At 35.2% G+C, this 15,079-nt stretch carries 17 protein-coding genes; 1 reads left to right on the plus strand and 16 read right to left on the minus strand.

Annotation, left to right across the window (positions count from 1 at the left end; genetic code table 11):
* Nucleotides 1-459: 459 nt before the first annotated feature.
* The 5 genes from NKG37_RS23815 to NKG37_RS23835 all read right to left on the minus strand — a co-directional run bounded on the left by NKG37_RS23815 (nucleotide 460) and on the right by NKG37_RS23835 (nucleotide 4,633).
* Nucleotides 460-699 (minus strand): YrhC family protein, encoded by a 240-nt coding sequence (locus tag NKG37_RS23815; protein ID WP_016202924.1) that lies wholly within the window; start codon nucleotides 697-699, stop codon nucleotides 460-462.
* A 183-nt stretch (nucleotides 700-882) separates the two neighbouring features.
* The gene (locus tag NKG37_RS23820; protein WP_254415435.1) at nucleotides 883-2,016 is read right to left on the minus strand and encodes a bifunctional cystathionine gamma-lyase/homocysteine desulfhydrase; all 1,134 of its coding nucleotides are present in this window, start codon (nucleotides 2,014-2,016) and stop codon (nucleotides 883-885) included.
* Nucleotides 2,017-2,940, minus strand: a complete 924-nt coding sequence (cysK, locus tag NKG37_RS23825) for a cysteine synthase A (protein WP_254415436.1) — start codon at nucleotides 2,938-2,940, stop codon at nucleotides 2,017-2,019. It abuts the gene before it with no gap.
* 348 nt (nucleotides 2,941-3,288) lie between these two features.
* Nucleotides 3,289-3,981, minus strand: coding sequence for a 5'-methylthioadenosine/S-adenosylhomocysteine nucleosidase (mtnN, locus tag NKG37_RS23830; RefSeq protein ID WP_169188868.1), 693 nt, complete (start codon nucleotides 3,979-3,981; stop codon nucleotides 3,289-3,291).
* Between the two features lie 4 nt (nucleotides 3,982-3,985).
* Complete coding sequence (locus NKG37_RS23835; protein WP_169188869.1) at nucleotides 3,986-4,633, minus strand: class I SAM-dependent DNA methyltransferase; 648 nt, start codon at nucleotides 4,631-4,633, stop codon at nucleotides 3,986-3,988.
* 234 nt (nucleotides 4,634-4,867) lie between these two features.
* Between NKG37_RS23835 and NKG37_RS23840 the strand changes: the two genes are divergently transcribed.
* The gene (locus NKG37_RS23840) at nucleotides 4,868-5,080 is read left to right on the plus strand and encodes a YrzA family protein (RefSeq protein ID WP_016202919.1); all 213 of its coding nucleotides are present in this window, start codon (nucleotides 4,868-4,870) and stop codon (nucleotides 5,078-5,080) included.
* Nucleotides 5,081-5,122: 42 nt separating this feature from the next.
* Here NKG37_RS23840 and NKG37_RS23845 read toward each other — a convergent pair whose 3' ends face one another.
* The 11 genes from NKG37_RS23845 to NKG37_RS23895 form a co-directional block, all read right to left on the minus strand.
* The gene (locus NKG37_RS23845) at nucleotides 5,123-5,761 is read right to left on the minus strand and encodes a YrrS family protein (protein ID WP_254415437.1); all 639 of its coding nucleotides are present in this window, start codon (nucleotides 5,759-5,761) and stop codon (nucleotides 5,123-5,125) included.
* A 115-nt stretch (nucleotides 5,762-5,876) separates the two neighbouring features.
* Nucleotides 5,877-7,640 carry a peptidoglycan D,D-transpeptidase FtsI family protein gene (locus NKG37_RS23850; RefSeq protein ID WP_016202917.1) on the minus strand — a complete coding sequence of 588 codons (1,764 nt, stop codon included), beginning with the start codon at nucleotides 7,638-7,640 and terminating at the stop codon, nucleotides 5,877-5,879.
* A 282-nt stretch (nucleotides 7,641-7,922) separates the two neighbouring features.
* Entirely contained in the window at nucleotides 7,923-8,399 is a 477-nt protein-coding gene (gene greA / locus NKG37_RS23855) for a transcription elongation factor GreA (RefSeq protein WP_016202916.1), read from the minus strand.
* A gap of 518 nt (nucleotides 8,400-8,917) precedes the next feature.
* Nucleotides 8,918-9,553, minus strand: a complete 636-nt coding sequence (gene udk / locus NKG37_RS23860) for a uridine kinase (protein ID WP_016202915.1) — start codon at nucleotides 9,551-9,553, stop codon at nucleotides 8,918-8,920.
* A 6-nt stretch (nucleotides 9,554-9,559) separates the two neighbouring features.
* Entirely contained in the window at nucleotides 9,560-10,828 is a 1,269-nt protein-coding gene (locus tag NKG37_RS23865; protein WP_254415438.1) for a peptidase U32 family protein, read from the minus strand.
* Nucleotides 10,829-10,848: 20 nt separating this feature from the next.
* On the minus strand, nucleotides 10,849-11,778 hold the full coding sequence (locus NKG37_RS23870; RefSeq protein WP_169188871.1) for a peptidase U32 family protein: 930 nt from the start codon (nucleotides 11,776-11,778) through the stop codon (nucleotides 10,849-10,851).
* 2 nt (nucleotides 11,779-11,780) lie between these two features.
* Nucleotides 11,781-12,422: an O-methyltransferase gene (locus NKG37_RS23875; protein ID WP_226752509.1), complete on the minus strand. Its 642-nt coding sequence runs from the start codon at nucleotides 12,420-12,422 to the stop codon at nucleotides 11,781-11,783.
* Nucleotides 12,423-12,739: 317 nt separating this feature from the next.
* On the minus strand, nucleotides 12,740-13,891 hold the full coding sequence (gene mltG, locus NKG37_RS23880; protein WP_016202910.1) for an endolytic transglycosylase MltG: 1,152 nt from the start codon (nucleotides 13,889-13,891) through the stop codon (nucleotides 12,740-12,742).
* Between the two features lie 183 nt (nucleotides 13,892-14,074).
* Nucleotides 14,075-14,362: a DUF1292 domain-containing protein gene (locus NKG37_RS23885; protein ID WP_016202909.1), complete on the minus strand. Its 288-nt coding sequence runs from the start codon at nucleotides 14,360-14,362 to the stop codon at nucleotides 14,075-14,077.
* 12 nt (nucleotides 14,363-14,374) lie between these two features.
* On the minus strand, nucleotides 14,375-14,791 hold the full coding sequence (gene ruvX, locus NKG37_RS23890; protein WP_016202908.1) for a Holliday junction resolvase RuvX: 417 nt from the start codon (nucleotides 14,789-14,791) through the stop codon (nucleotides 14,375-14,377).
* Nucleotides 14,792-14,795: 4 nt separating this feature from the next.
* Complete coding sequence (locus NKG37_RS23895; protein WP_254415439.1) at nucleotides 14,796-15,062, minus strand: IreB family regulatory phosphoprotein; 267 nt, start codon at nucleotides 15,060-15,062, stop codon at nucleotides 14,796-14,798.
* Between the last annotated feature and the right edge of the window lie 17 nt (nucleotides 15,063-15,079).

Here is a 15,079-nt window from a genome sequence, read left to right on the forward strand (position 1 = left end):
TAATTTTCGTTTTTTTTCCATAAATGGTATATTTTTCTCGTGAGCGCACAAAAAAACCGCAAATAGACTGATCTGCGGTTCAAAAAAAGGCATAATAAAACCGCAGGACACGACTACCCAGCGGTTGGAATATTTTGTTAAAATAAAACTAAGATAACAAATCCCATTCCGAAGTGGTTGAATTCGTGTATGTTACATATTTAATTACTACTACACTGTTTAATTCTGGTAAATTTCTGACCATTTTATTCAACCTCCTTAGAATTTTTTTGTTCTCACATTGGTAATTATATCCTTCGATGCCATTTTTGTAAACCTCTTTTTGAAAAAATGGACATTTCACACTATTTTTCAAGTTTTTTTGTTATATCTGCTTCTATGAAGTTTGTTGCTATTGCCCGCAGCCCCTTATTCTCTACATTCAGAAAGATTATGGCTAAAATCCCCTTTAAATCTAACTTATGATTCTTTCCATTCATCCAAAAGTTTTTTTAATTTCTTAGCTTTACCCAAAAATAAAATCGAAGCACTTAAGAAAAGAATCGAAGTAATGAGCATTCCAATGTTATAACCAGCTACCTTGTCCATTTTCGGAATGATTATTCCTATATAAAAAAACGCTCCAACTGCTAATAAAACGGTGCCGAATTGCTGATAATCAGATATTTTGTCCGTTAAGATTTTCATCTTTTTCTCCATTTCTTCCCCTACTTCCTAGTAAACTATATAATTACCATAACATAGGAATAGAAGAATAAGCTTTATGAAATCAATAGCTAAATTGCGATATTATGGAAAATACAGCGATCTCCGCAACTAAGTATCCATCAAACAAAAGAGATTTACAAATAGATGCACTATCTGTAAATCTCTTGTCTATTATTATTGTAATGCCTGTTTTAGATCTTCGATTAAATCTTCTACGTCTTCTAAGCCAACCGATATTCTTACAAGTCCATCTGTGATACCAAGCTCCGCTCTTCTTTCTGCTGGGATAGACGCATGCGTCATTCTCGCAGGCACTGAAATTAAGCTTTCTACAGCTCCCAAGCTTTCAGCAAGCGTAAAATATCTAACTTTCTCTAAAAGCTTATCAGCGTTCTCTGCGCTTCCTACATCAAAGCTTACCATTCCACCAAATCCAAGTGCTTGCTTCTTGCTTATTTCATGATTCGGATGAGCAGGAAGTCCTGGATAATATACTTTTGAAATGGCAGCATGCTCTTCTAGAAAAGCTACAATTTGTTTTGTATTACTTTCATGCTCCTCCATGCGAATTCCTAGTGTTTTCATCCCTCTTATTAAGAGCCATGAATCATGTGGTCCTAACACTCCACCTGTTGAGTTTTGCACAAAATGAAGATCTTCACCTAATTTTTCATCATTAACAACAACTAAGCCTGATACTACATCACTATGGCCTCCCAGATACTTCGTTGCGCTATGAAGAACAATATCTGCCCCTAATATTAGTGGAGTTTGCCAATAAGGTGTAGAGAAAGTATTGTCTACTATCGTTAATAATCCATTTTCTTTGGCAACACGAGATGCTGCTTCTATGTCTGTTATTTTTAATAATGGATTCGTCGGCGTTTCTATATATAGCGCTACTGTATTTTCTTTTATAGCCTCATGAATGTTGCTTATATCACTTGTATCAATAAAGGTGGCCTCTATACCAAACTTATTTAACACCTTTGTCATAACACGGAAAGTTCCACCATACACATCGTCTGTTAATAGAACATGGTCTCCCTTTTTAAATAGCATCATAACCGCAGTAATAGCTGCCATACCAGAACTGAAAGCAAAACCCCTTTTTCCTTCTTCTAAATCCTTGATGAGCTCTTCTAAAGCATGACGAGTAGGATTTCCAGTTCTAGAATATTCAAAGCCTTTATGATTTCCAATTCCGTCCTGTTTATATGTGCTTACTTGATAAATAGGAACATTAACTGCACCAGTATGAGGATCTCCTGGAACTCCACCATGTATTAATTTCGTTTTTCTTTTCATTTAAATTCCTCCATCAAATATTTTCTTGCTTATATAACGATCACTAGAATCAGGGAAAATTACAACAATATTACTGCCACTTTTTGCTTTCTTAGCTTCTTGTATAGCGGCATATAAAGCTGCTCCTGAGGAACTGCCTACAAGCAGACCTTCCTTTTTGGCTACAAGCTTTACATAATGGAAGGCATCTGCATCAGAAACAGTATAAATTTGATCAAAATAGCTTTTATCCATATATGCTGGTAAAAACTCCATCCCAATTCCTTCTGTTTTATGCGGGCCACTTTCCCCTCCATTTAAAATAGAGCCCTCTGGTTCTACTATTACTGCTTTAACACCTGGATTTTGTTCTTTTAAATACCGAGCCGTTCCCATAAAGGTTCCGCCTGTGCCAGCACCAGCGATAAATATATCAACTTGATGATTTAATTGCTCCCATATTTCCGGACCGAGTGTTTTATAATACGTATTAGGATTTGCCTCATTTTCAAATTGTCCTGGGATATAAGAGTTAGTAATTTGTTCTTGCAGTTCTTTCGCTTTTTCGATTGCACCTTTCATTCCTAATGAAGTTGGTGTATGAATAATTTCTGCTCCCAACGCTTTCATTATCTCTTGCTTTTCCAGGCTAAACTTCTCAGGTACACAAACAATTACCTTTATACCTGTATTTAACGATGCAAGTGCTAACCCGATTCCCGTATTCCCCGCAGTAGGTTCGATAATCGTGCCGCCTTCAGCAAGTTTTCCACTCTGCAATGCTTCTTGAATTAATTCATATCCTAGTCTATCTTTTATACTTCCACCTGGATTATAAAATTCCAATTTGGCAAATATACGAACATTTTCAGGTAATGAAAAATGAGTAAGTTCAACCATAGGTGTACGACCAATTAATTGATGTACATTCTGATAAACATTCAAACTCTACACCCCCCTTTTATTCTTACCTTATTTACAAGAAATTTCGTTCCATCCATAAATTACTTCCGTTCCAACTATTCTTAGTGATTTACTAGTGTTTAGAGATGAAGAAGGGCGAAATACTCCCCTTCTTTATCTCTTTTTAAATTTGGCTGTTTTTCGTAAAGTTTGTTGCGATTACCCGAAGCCGGAATACACTTCGCTTTCCGTGGGGCTAAGCTTGAGCCTCCGGGGTCTCAGACTGTCTCGCTAATCCCCGTGGCGTCTACGTGTATTCAGTCTGCTCCATTTTTCCAACTAATTCTTTTTTTCGATGGAAAAACAACAATCCTTTAGAAGAAAACACCCTTAAATTTTATCAACGATTCCCATTACTAAATTTGCTGAATGTACAGCAGCTTTTTCTAAGTATTGGTCAAAAGATAGATGGGATTCCTTCCCAGCAATATCTGATAAAGAGCGTATAATTACAAATGGTATATTGTATTGATAGGCAACCTGAGCGATGGCTGCTGCTTCCATTTCAACAGCTTGCAGATTTTCGAATTTCGATTTTATAAACGCTGCTTTTTCTGGCTGATTAATAAACGAGTCACCAGTTGTAATCAATCCTGTTACTACTGTATGATTACCAATTTCTTTTGCACTTTGTTCTGCAACAGCAATTAGTTTTTCATTTGCCTTAAAACTTGCTGGCATTTGTGGGACTTGCCCGTATTCATAGCCGAAAATAGTAGCATCTACATCATGATGACGCACTTCATTCGAAATGACAACATCTCCTACTTCTAGCTCAGGATTCAACCCTCCTGCTGAACCAGTATTAATGAGATAATCTGGCTTAAATGTTTGAAGAAGAATTGTGGTACTCATCGCTGCATTGACTTTCCCTATACCTGAGCGAAGTAAGACAACTTCTTTTCCAAATAATTCGCCTTCAATAAATTGAAATCCAACGACTGTGTGTTCTTTCTTATTTACTATTTTTTCGCGTAATAAAGTTACTTCTTCTTCCATTGCACCGATTATTGCGATTTTCAATTCATTAACCTCTTTCGTTTATTTTTTCCCCTTCCATAATCCAGACAAAATCATTCATCTTTTTGAAATGTGTAGTAAAACCATTCTTTTCTAAGAGTTCTGTTAGAATGGGGATTGTTGTATAATATTCTCTCTGTAAGTCTTCTGCTAAATTATGCTGCCCTTTTTTACTTGCATCTAGAATTGCTTGGTTGTACGCTTCTTTTGTGACATACATAGTATCAGCAAACACTATTTTACCACCTATAGGTAGAAGATTACTATACTGTTTAATCGCTTCTTCTTTTTCTTGATCGGTTAAATGATGAAATGCATAGGTACTTACAAATGTATCTGGTTTACTATCTAACTTAAATTGAAGAAAGTCACCCTCTATTAACTGTGCCTTTGCACCGATTTTTTCCTTCGCCAACTTTCTCATAGCAGGTGATGGTTCAATTGCAGTAACCTTTAAACCCTTTGCAATCAATTTTAGTGTAAGGTTTCCTGTACCAGGTCCGAATTCGACAACATGACCAGTGGAACGTTCTGCTACATTATTTAAAATATGATCATAATGGTGAAAAACTGCTTCATACTCTTTGTTATTCGTAAGACTGTCATCATAAGAATCAGCCCATTGTTCAAATATCTCAAGGAACTCTTTTCCCATAGCTTTGCACCCCTGTTGTTTAAATATATATAATTCCTATAAGTATACTATGGTTTTTAATATTACTTGTTCTTAATTTATCATATCTTCCTTTTTCTAATCAAGAATCTTTAAATAGTAAGTTTATTCCCTATTTTGCAATAATTATTCCATCTGTTTATCTATTTTGTTATTATTCCATTATGTGCTTATGGTATGATAATTTTACTGTTAGAAAGAAAGGAAGTTTGAAGCATGAATATCCAATTAGAAATGATAGAGGATAAAGTGGAATTTTTTGAAGGGGAGAGTCTGAAGACAATTGAGAAAAAAATCAATGAACAAATTGAAGTGAATAAAGCCATTTTACTTTCTGTTCATTCCGTCTCCCATCAAGTCACTATATTAGATAATGGTCGACCTTATTATACAGCGGTGGTTCATTTCAAAGTGAAGAAAAGTTATTAAAAACAAACAAAAAAACTGGAGATTATTTCTCCAGCTCTTTTTTTACCGAATATTCAAGTCTTTTATTTCTTCTACTTTTGTCGGTTTCCATCCACTTCCATCAACCCATTCAATATACACTCTATATTTTTCAGATTTGTCCTTGGATGATACGGTTCCAATGGATTTATGTGGATCTTGATTATTGTTGCCGAGGAACCACAAAGTCATATTCCCGTTATCTAAACCAGTCGCATAGGACAATGCTTTTATCTGCTCATTCCAATCTACACCTTCTGAATAAGAGGCAACATGTTCACCCGTTTGTGTTGTTCCAACTGGCCGCCAGGAAGAATTTTCTATCGTTTTAATGACATTAGAGTCACTGCCGCCTTCTGTGACGACTTCTCCATCTTCTGATTCCTCTTCCTCTTCAGTAGTAGTATTTTCATCTGTATTATCCGATCCAGTTGTTGAACTAGCTGTTTCTTTATCACCAGATGCCTGTTGCCCAGTTTTCGTATCACTATCTTTATTTTTATCAGCATTTTTTTCATCATTTGTATGAAAAATAGAATAAGATACGAAAACTATTAGTAGAATAACGACAATAATTAATCCATTTAGAATAAAGTTTGTTTTCTTTCTTTTGGAACGTTGTTGATATCTTGTTCTACCTTCATCATTTATCTCTTTACTCAAGGTGTTTCTCCTCCTATTGACTTTCCATATCCTTAAATACAAACGATTATTTTTTCACTGTACCTATTTTAACATGGTAGTGTACTTTTAGAAAAGCAAGAACCATATATGTCTACTATTGAGCGGACTTTTGCTCCTTTTCATAAACCCCTTTTACCACCTCTGCAAAAAGCTGATTTACTCCACCTTCGTCCGAGTAAACATCTAGATTCACCGTTACTAATGCATATTTAGGATTATCGAATGGGAAGTATCCTGCAAACCATTTATTATGAAGCTGCTTTCCCTCTTTCAAAACACCTGTTTCTGCAGTCCCTGATTTACCTGCAACTTCAAAAGGTAGATCCTGGAACCATCTACCAGTCCCTTTTTCGTTTGTGACAACTTCTCTTAACAGCTTTTGCAATCTTGAAGCAGTATAGGGGGAAATCTTCTCTCCGTCCAGTTCTTGTCTGTCAAAAGAGTATAAGGTTGTGCCATTTTTGTATTGAATATCTGAGACAACTCGTACACTTTCTTTCGTACCTCCTCTTGCAATCGTCGCCATCATATTCGCCACAGCTAACGGTGTAACACGAACCTCATGTTGACCAATTCCAGTTAAAGCAACATAGTTTTTATCCTTTTTTGCTTCCTCGTTGAGAAACACTCTTCCCTTTTCTTCTCCACTAAACTGTTGAAATTCTGCTGAATGAAAGATACTTCCCTGCCAACCAACCAAGCTTGTTAAAGATAATTTTTCGGCATATATCTCCAGTAAATTTTCATCTATCTCTTTTAAGTCTTTCGCCAATGTTCCAAATGTGTTGTTACAGCTAACCGCAAAGCTTTCTGTAAAATTCAGCATTCCATGCTGATAATTCGGGTCTTGCTCTCCATTAATCTTCTTACTACAATCATACTGCGTATTGGCGTCATCTAATTTATTATCAATCGCTGCCGCTGCGATGACGGTCTTAAACACAGATCCAACTATCTGCTGTTTTAGCATGTAGTTATTTACTCCATCTGTCTGGTATGGATTTGTTTTATTTATCTGTGGTCTAGAAACCATTGCCGCAACAGTATTATCCTCAAGATTCAACAGTACTAGTCCACCCTTCTTTATACCTTGTTCATCAACTAATTTTTCAGCCATCTCCTGTAGTTCTGTATCAATTGTAGTTCGAATATTAACAGGATAAAAAGGATTTGCTGGTTCCACGTATTTAACATTCAATCCAAAAAGTGGTCCACCTTTCGCATCGACATGATAAACAAGTTTTGATTCCCCATCTGGCAAAAGAAATTCATCAAAACTTCTTTCCAATCCTGTTAAGCCAATTAATGTTGTGCCTACAAGCTCTCTATCTGGATATCGCTTTTGTAATTGCTCTTCATTTTGTCCCGTTATACCGAGTAATTGTTCAGCGATATTGTTATTAATATGAAATTTTTTTTCGGCAGCAAATACACCTGGAATTTTCAATTGATTAATTGCAGACATCTGGCTGCTTGTTAATTCTAAAGGGTTCTTACCTCCAAAGACTACTGGATCTTTGGCATCTATAATACTTTTCTTTACATTGTATTCACTAGTCCCAATAATATCCGCTACTTTTTTGCTATTCCATTCCATTTTATTTAAAAAGGGAAATAATATTAAAACAGATTTTGTCTGATGTGTAAGCGAATCTCCATTTTTATCAAGAAAAGTTCCCCTGCCATTGTCCAACAGCATTTCCTGTGATCTTTGCTTTACGCTTGCTTCCACCAAATTAATATTGTGCTTTGTAAAATGATTTGTCTCTACTAATTGCACTTGTATTAATCGTCCAAGCAAAACACATAAGGCAAGTAAAAAAACGATACCAATGCCAACTATTCTTTTTCTCCACATATAAAAAACACCTCATCAAGAGTGTTGACGAGGTGCTTTATTTATAAACAAAAACAAGATAACTTTTTATTCTAGGTGTTTTCGTATTGATTATTGCTATAAAACGCAGATTGAATACACTTCGCTTTTCGTAGGGCAAGCTTTTAACCTCTTCAGGCATCACAAGCTACTTTCACCTGTCTCGCTAATTCCCCCATGAGTCTACGTGTATTCCGCCTGCTCCATTTTTTTCAACTAATTCTTTTCTCCTATTGAAAAAACAACAATCATTTAGAAAACAGCCTATTTAATTGAAACGATTTGTACATTCATCTCTCCACCTGGAGTTTGTACATTTACTTTATCTCCAACTTTTTTCCCGATTAAGCTCTTCGCAATCGGTGAATCATTAGAAATTTTCCCTTCAAATGGATCTGCCTCTGCACTACCAACGATTGTATACGTTTCCTCTTCACCATCTGGAAGTTCAATAAAAGTAACCGAACTACCTAGAGAAACTGTATCACGGTCCAACTCATCCTCAGAGATAATTTTTGCATTTCGAATCATATTTTCAATTGTAGTAATACGACCTTCTACAAAAGCCTGTTCTTCTTTTGCTGAATCATACTCAGAGTTTTCGGATAAATCACCGAAACTACGGGCGATTTTAATACGTTCCACTACTTCTTTACGTTTTACTGTTTTTAGTTGTTCTAGTTCCTGTTCTAATTTTTCTTTACCTGCTAATGTCATTGGAAATTCTTTTTCGATTGCCAAAATCTTCACTCCTTCAAGTATGGGATATGTAGAAAAAATAGCACAAATGCTATTTTAGAAAATCCCTAATATTTATGTATTTAAAGATAATTGCACGACAACTTTGATAGACGCGCTTTTTTTCTAATAGAATGAGTTTAATACGGATTGAAGAAAAAAGAAAGCATTTTCTATTAGATTATCTGTTCTACTTTAACATTTTTTCACTAATTAGTGTTTATTTGTTAAAGAATGATTGTTTTTATAAAGTTAACCATGTTTATTCCATTGCGCTATAGACACTTTCTTTCCCCTTCTTTCTGTAGGAGTTGAGTGTCTTTTGCTATATTTCACTCTCGTTTTAAAATAATGCCAATATGATAAGAACAGCCTCATAAAACTACGTTAATATTTCTTCATTCATTCTTCCTGTTATCTTAACCTATTGTTTTCTTACATAAACAATATTGGGAAAAATAGGCTGTCTATAGACAAACAGCCTATTTTTCCTGATAATTTAATGAACACCATCTATTGTTTCACAAAAGTGATTTTTGTTCAAGAATGGTCTGAATCTTAGTAACCATTAAATCGATCGCTACATGATTATGGCCACCTTCAGGAATGATAATGTCCGCATATCTTTTCGTTGGTTCTATAAATTGATTATGCATTGGGCGAACCACATTAACATATTGTTCAATTACAGAATCAATCGTTCTGCCTCTTTCTTTGATATCTCTCATCAATCTTCTGATAATGCGCAAATCAGCGTCTGTATCCACAAACAACTTCATGTCCATTAAATCACGGAGGCTTTCATCCTCTAGTATTAAGATCCCTTCAACGATGATTACATCCTTAGGCTCCACTAATATTGTTTCATCCGAACGAGTATGCATTGCATAGTTATATACAGGCTTTTCAATTGCCTCATAATTTATTAACTTTTGAATATGACTTATTAGCAATTCCGTGTCAAATGCCAGCGGATGGTCATAATTTGTTTTTAACCTTTCTTCAAATGGTAAATGAGATTGGTCTTTATAGTAATAATCTTGTTCGATCATTAAAATCGAATGTCCTTTAAAATGGTCAAATATCGCTTTGGTCACACTTGTTTTTCCAGATCCGGAGCCACCTGCGACACCAATAACTACTGGTTTTGGCTGCATGCTTATTTAAAGCTCCTTTCGCATCATATTATTTGGATAAACAGGGTGGTCCACCTTAAATTTAACAATTTGTAATGGATGTCTAGCAGCATCCATTTCCTTCCCGTCTGCATCCCAAATTTTATCAACTATCATTGTAAAATTATCGATTTCTGGACCAAAAAACTCAACTTCTTGTCCCTGTTTAAAGAAGTTTCTTTGTTGTAATGTTACTATTTTTGTTTCTTCATTATAATCAAGCACTAAACCAGCAAAGTCAAAAGTGGTCTTTTTGCTATGATTTCCAAACATTTGCTCTTTATACCCAGGCTGACCTTCAAAGAAAGCCGGAGCCGTATCTCGATTTGCACATTTATCGAGTTCCTTTAGCCATTCCTCTTTTATGACAAAATTATCTGGGTCTTGACAATAAGCATCCATAACTTTTCGATACACACTAACAACAGTAGCGATATAGTGAATAGATTTCATTCTACCTTCGATTTTCAAACTATCTATGCCTAGTTCAATCATCCTTGGAATGGATTCGATTAGCTTTAAGTCTTTAGGGCTCATCGCAAACGGCGCATCTCCATCGGTGAATAAAGGTTGTTCTTCTGTACCATCTAGCTTGTACAAATCATAATCCCAGCGACAAGATTGGCAGCAACCTCCACGGTTTGAATCTCTTGCTGTCATATGATTGCTTAATGTACAACGACCAGAATAAGCGATACACATTGCACCATGAATAAAAGTTTCAATTTCGACATCCACTTTTTCTTTCATTTCCTTAATCTCTTCAGCACTCGTTTCACGAGCCAGCACGACACGTTCTAATCCCTCTTCCTTCCAATACTGAACGGCCTTCCAGTTAGAAAGGGATTGCTGTGTACTTAAATGAACCTCTATTTCTGGAGCAACTCGTCTACAAGTCTCAATGATTAATGGATCTGCAACAATTATTCCATGAACACCCGCTGTCTTTAAACCCAATAAATAATCTTCTAAACCGTCTATATTTTCATTATGTGCAAAGATATTTGTAGTTACATAAACTTTTGCTTGATATTTCTTAGCAAACTCCACTCCCTCTTTCATTTCTGCAAAAGTGAAGTTTCCAGCATTTGAGCGAAGTCCATATTCTTGTCCACCAATAAAAACAGCATCTGCACCATAAGCAACAGCAATTTTTAGTTTTTCTAAATTACCAGCTGGCGCTAACAGTTCCGGTTTCTTTACAATTACTCTTTTCCCATCTCTTATTTCAGAAATAGGATCTTTAACTAATGTCATTTCCCTTCTCCTCCACTTGTTTAGTAAACCGTTTCTTTAAAGAAAAATCCTGTATCCAATGGTCTGTTAGGTGGTTGAATCTTCTCTATCTCAGCAAGTAAGTGATCTTTTTCATCTTCATATTGATTTGGATCTTTTAAATATAAGGTTATCGCTTGATGATAAAGAGCTGTAACCGCCATAATATATGCTGGATCTTTTAAAAGGCCATCAATTTTAAAAGAATCAACCCCAGCATCAATTAGCTCTTGTAACTCATCGATAATGCAAATATCATTTGGACTCAAAATATGTGTCCCGTTTTCATCCTGAAAAATTGGATATTTATTTTCTCTTTCTTTATCATGCAGGAAGAGGTTTTTATCTGTTTTGCTAGCTTCCAATTCAACTTCTTTCCCTTGATATTGAAAGTAATGTTCTAACAAGGTACGTTTTGATTGAAACATCGTTGTGATTCCGTGAACTTGAATTTCAATCTCCACTTCTGCATGTTCTTTTGTTTCAATTATGGCATCCATGCTAATTTCTCTTGCAAGGACAGCTCTTTTTGAACCTTTGCGTCCCCAATAATTACATGTGTACCAGTTCGTCCCTGTTGTTTCTGTATTCCAATGTAATTTCATATTTGGCGCTACTTCTCTAGCGATCATTAATACAGCTGGGTCACCATAATAAATAGCATCTGCATTCACATCCACTAGAAAACGAAGATATTCCGTTACATCCTCGATTTTATCATTATGAAAAATGGCATTTACAGCCACATACACCTTTTTCCCTCTTTGATGCGCTATTTCAATCGCCTTTTTTACTTCTTCACGATTAAATTCACCAGCTAATCTTAAACCAAATTTTTGTTCACCAATAACAAAAGCATCTGCTCCATTATCAATTAGTGGCTCTATATCGTTTATACTGGTTGGCGTTACTAGTAATTCCGGTTTTTTCATTATTATCCCCTCTTTTTACTAATTGCAATACCGTCTCCCACAGGCAAAATTGCTGTGTGATAATCCTGATTTTCCATAAGCCATTGATTATAATTTCTTATTTTACGTACTAATTGGCGAAGATTTCTACTGTCTATTTCTTCTTCAGCAACTAAACCATGAAACAAAATATTATCTGTGTACACGATTCCGTCATTTGTTAAAAACTGGCTATATAAATCGAAAAACTTTTGATACTGTCCTTTAGCGGCATCAATGAAAATGGCATCAAACGGTCCATATTGTTTGACAATCGACTCTAATTCTAGTGCATCTCCATACAACAAAACAATTTGTGATTCTCGTTTAAGCTTTTTCACATTCTCTTTCGCAACTAAGTGTCTTTGTTCATCTCTTTCGATTGTAATTATTTGCGATGATGGCAATACTTCCGCCATTCTTAATGCAGAATAACCAATAGCAGTACCAACCTCCAAAATTTTTTTAGGCTGCTGAATACGTAGTAATTGTAATAATGCTTCAATCCCTATTAATTCCATAATCGGGACTTCATTTTCTTTAGCATATTGTTCTATTTCACTTATCTGGTTACTTCTTGCTGGAATTAAATTTTCCATATAATCCAGGAGTTGTTTATTTTGCAAGGATGAGTCCCTCCTATTTTCCTTAAAGCCCTATCCTTTTGGTCTTCTACCTAAAAATAGTTAGCTTCTTCTAAAGAACCTAACAAATCAAAAACAGTGTATGAAATTTAGCTAATTACGTAATACATACTCAAAAACACTTGTACTATTTTATCATAAAATATTAGAGAATGCTAATAAATCTTTATTTATCAAAGGCTATATATATATAATCATTGACAAATTATTGAACAAATATTGCATACGAGTATAAAACAAGACTGCAGTCATTCACCTTTCTGTTTGTCTGCAGTCTTGTTTCTATCATTTCATTTGCTCTAATTATTCTCGGTAATATACTTAGCTTTCAATTCATTATGCTCATTGAGCGATTTAGAGAAATAAACTTTCCCATCTTTCGAAGCTAAAAAATAGAGATAATCTGTATCATCTGGATGCAGTGCTGCTTCCATAGAAACTGTTCCAGCATTCGCGATCGGACCAGGTGGTAATCCTACATTTTGATAAGTATTATAAGGTGAATCTACTTCGAGATCTTTATAAAGCACTCTATCTTTATGTTCACCTAACGCATACAGGACAGTAGGATCTGTTTGCAGTGGCATACCTTCTTCGATACGATTATAAAACACACTGGCAATTTTCTTACGATCGACATTCTTTGTTGCCTCTTCTTCGATTAACGAAGACATCGTTAAAAATTGATGAACGGTTAAATTATCTCTTGCAAGCTCCGTTTCATAGGCTTTTACTATACTTTCTGTTTTATCAAGCATTTCGGAAACAATTGCTTCCAGTGTTGGTTTTTCTTCATAATAAGAATAAGTTGCCGGGAATAAATACCCTTCAAGCGGATGCTTTATATTTTTTGCCCAAATTTCCGTTGTAAGAAGATCAGGATACTTAGCCATTAAACCTTTAATAAAAGCTTCATCATTTAATTGCTTCCAAATGTCTTCTTCATTTTGCTTTGTTTTCTCAGCAATAATGGCGGCAATTTCACTTAACTGTTTTCCCTCAGGAATCGTCATTGTAAAAATCGGCTCTTGCATAATCTTACCTGTTTTTAAGCTATCAATAATTTCTTGAATCGACATGGACGGATTCATATGGTATTCCCCTGCCATAAAATTCGATTCATTTTTAAATTTCACATAATATTTAAATACCTTTGCATTTTTTACGAGTCCATTGTCCTCCAGCAATTGAGAAATAGTGTTAACACCTGAACCTATTGGAATATCCACAATAATTTCTTTATCACTTTTGGGATTAACTGGTTGTAATGCTGATTTTATGTAGAAATATCCTGAAGTTCCTACAATTGCAATAATCATGATTAATACAAAGGCAACAATTAATACGATTCTTCTTACTAATTTTGCTTCTTGTTGTCTCTGATGTAAATTAGCTAAAAATAACTCTTTCTTACTATTTAGAGTATTGTTTTCGTCTTTATTTTTAGTCAAACTTTTCCCTCCTTGACACACACCAATCAAACATTTTTTACATATCTCGACCTATTATACTATATTTTGCAAAAGAAGTTGTAGCTTTTAGCGAAATTTACATGTTCCTCCAAGGACAGGAGCAATTTGTGAGAAGACTTTCCACAATAAAAAAAGAGCCCTATAGGACTCTTTTTTTATTTATTACTCTTCTTCCTGTTCTGCGAGGAATGTATTTAACATTTCTTCGACTAGATCCCATTCTTCCTCTGTTTCAATTGGAGAAAGTTCACCGTCTCCTGTTTCTTCATTTGGTATGAAGGAAGATGCGTGGATATCGATTTCTTCATCATCGCCTTCTTCTCCAAGAGGGTAGTATAATACATATGATTTTCCAAATTCATCAGATTCAAATGTAAATAAAATCTCGCATAATTGTTCATTTCCTTGTTCGTCTACAACCGTAATTGTATTTGTTTCACCGTGTTCCATATTTCCACCTCATTATTTTTGGCTGTCTAAATACCCTTGTAAAATAATAGACGCCGCCATTTTATCGATAACTTTTTTTCGTTTTTTTCTACTAACATCTGCTTCCAATAGGATTCTTTCAGCAGCCATCGTTGTTAGTCGTTCATCCCAAAAAACAACTGGCAGTTCAAATCTTTCTTCTAAAAGCTTCCCGTACATTTGACTAGCTTCTCCTCGAAAACCTATACTACCATTCATATTTTTTGGAAGTCCAACCACTATTTTACCTATATCATACTCAACAATCAAGGACGCAATACGGTCTAGACCAAATTGTTCTTTCTCTTCATCAATTTGAATCGTTTCAATTCCTTGTGCTGTCCATCCTAAAGCATCACTAACAGCAACTCCTACTGTTTTTGAGCCCACATCTAAGCCCATTAGTCGCATACATCTATTCCTCTCGTTGCCGTTTTAAAAAAAACTTCACAAGTTCCTCAATAATTTCATCACGCTCTAATTTACGGATGATATTGCGTGCATCCATGTGGCGGGGAATATAAGCAGGGTCCCCGGAAAGAAGATAACCAACAATTTGATTGATTGGATTATATCCTTTTTCTTGAAGTGCATCGTATACTTGATAAAGTACTTCCTTTACATCATGTTCATATGGTTCTTCTGGAAAATTGAATCTCATTGTTTTATCGAATGAGCTCATTTTGAACACCCCATTTC

Source organism: Niallia sp. RD1 (assembly GCF_024219955.1).
Lineage (GTDB): Bacteria > Bacillota > Bacilli > Bacillales > Cytobacillaceae > Niallia > Niallia alba.

What these genes read in the sequence shown, in the direction of transcription:
- NKG37_RS23865 (WP_254415438.1), bottom strand. Translation starts at nt 10,828, where the DNA reads ATGACATTAGTTAAAGATCCTATTTCTGAAATAAGAGATGGGAAAAGA.
- NKG37_RS23815 (WP_016202924.1), bottom strand. Translation starts at nt 699, where the DNA reads ATGGAGAAAAAGATGAAAATCTTAACGGACAAAATATCTGATTATCAG.
- NKG37_RS23840 (WP_016202919.1), top strand. Translation starts at nt 4,868, where the DNA reads ATGAATATCCAATTAGAAATGATAGAGGATAAAGTGGAATTTTTTGAA.
- NKG37_RS23820 (WP_254415435.1), bottom strand. Translation starts at nt 2,016, where the DNA reads ATGAAAAGAAAAACGAAATTAATACATGGTGGAGTTCCAGGAGATCCT.
- NKG37_RS23885 (WP_016202909.1), bottom strand. Translation starts at nt 14,362, where the DNA reads ATGGAACACGGTGAAACAAATACAATTACGGTTGTAGACGAACAAGGA.
- NKG37_RS23850 (WP_016202917.1), bottom strand. Translation starts at nt 7,640, where the DNA reads ATGTGGAGAAAAAGAATAGTTGGCATTGGTATCGTTTTTTTACTTGCC.
- ruvX (WP_016202908.1), bottom strand. Translation starts at nt 14,791, where the DNA reads ATGCGACTAATGGGCTTAGATGTGGGCTCAAAAACAGTAGGAGTTGCT.
- udk (WP_016202915.1), bottom strand. Translation starts at nt 9,553, where the DNA reads ATGCAGCCAAAACCAGTAGTTATTGGTGTCGCAGGTGGCTCCGGATCT.
- NKG37_RS23870 (WP_169188871.1), bottom strand. Translation starts at nt 11,778, where the DNA reads ATGAAAAAACCGGAATTACTAGTAACGCCAACCAGTATAAACGATATA.
- NKG37_RS23895 (WP_254415439.1), bottom strand. Translation starts at nt 15,062, where the DNA reads ATGAGCTCATTCGATAAAACAATGAGATTCAATTTTCCAGAAGAACCA.
- NKG37_RS23835 (WP_169188869.1), bottom strand. Translation starts at nt 4,633, where the DNA reads ATGGGAAAAGAGTTCCTTGAGATATTTGAACAATGGGCTGATTCTTAT.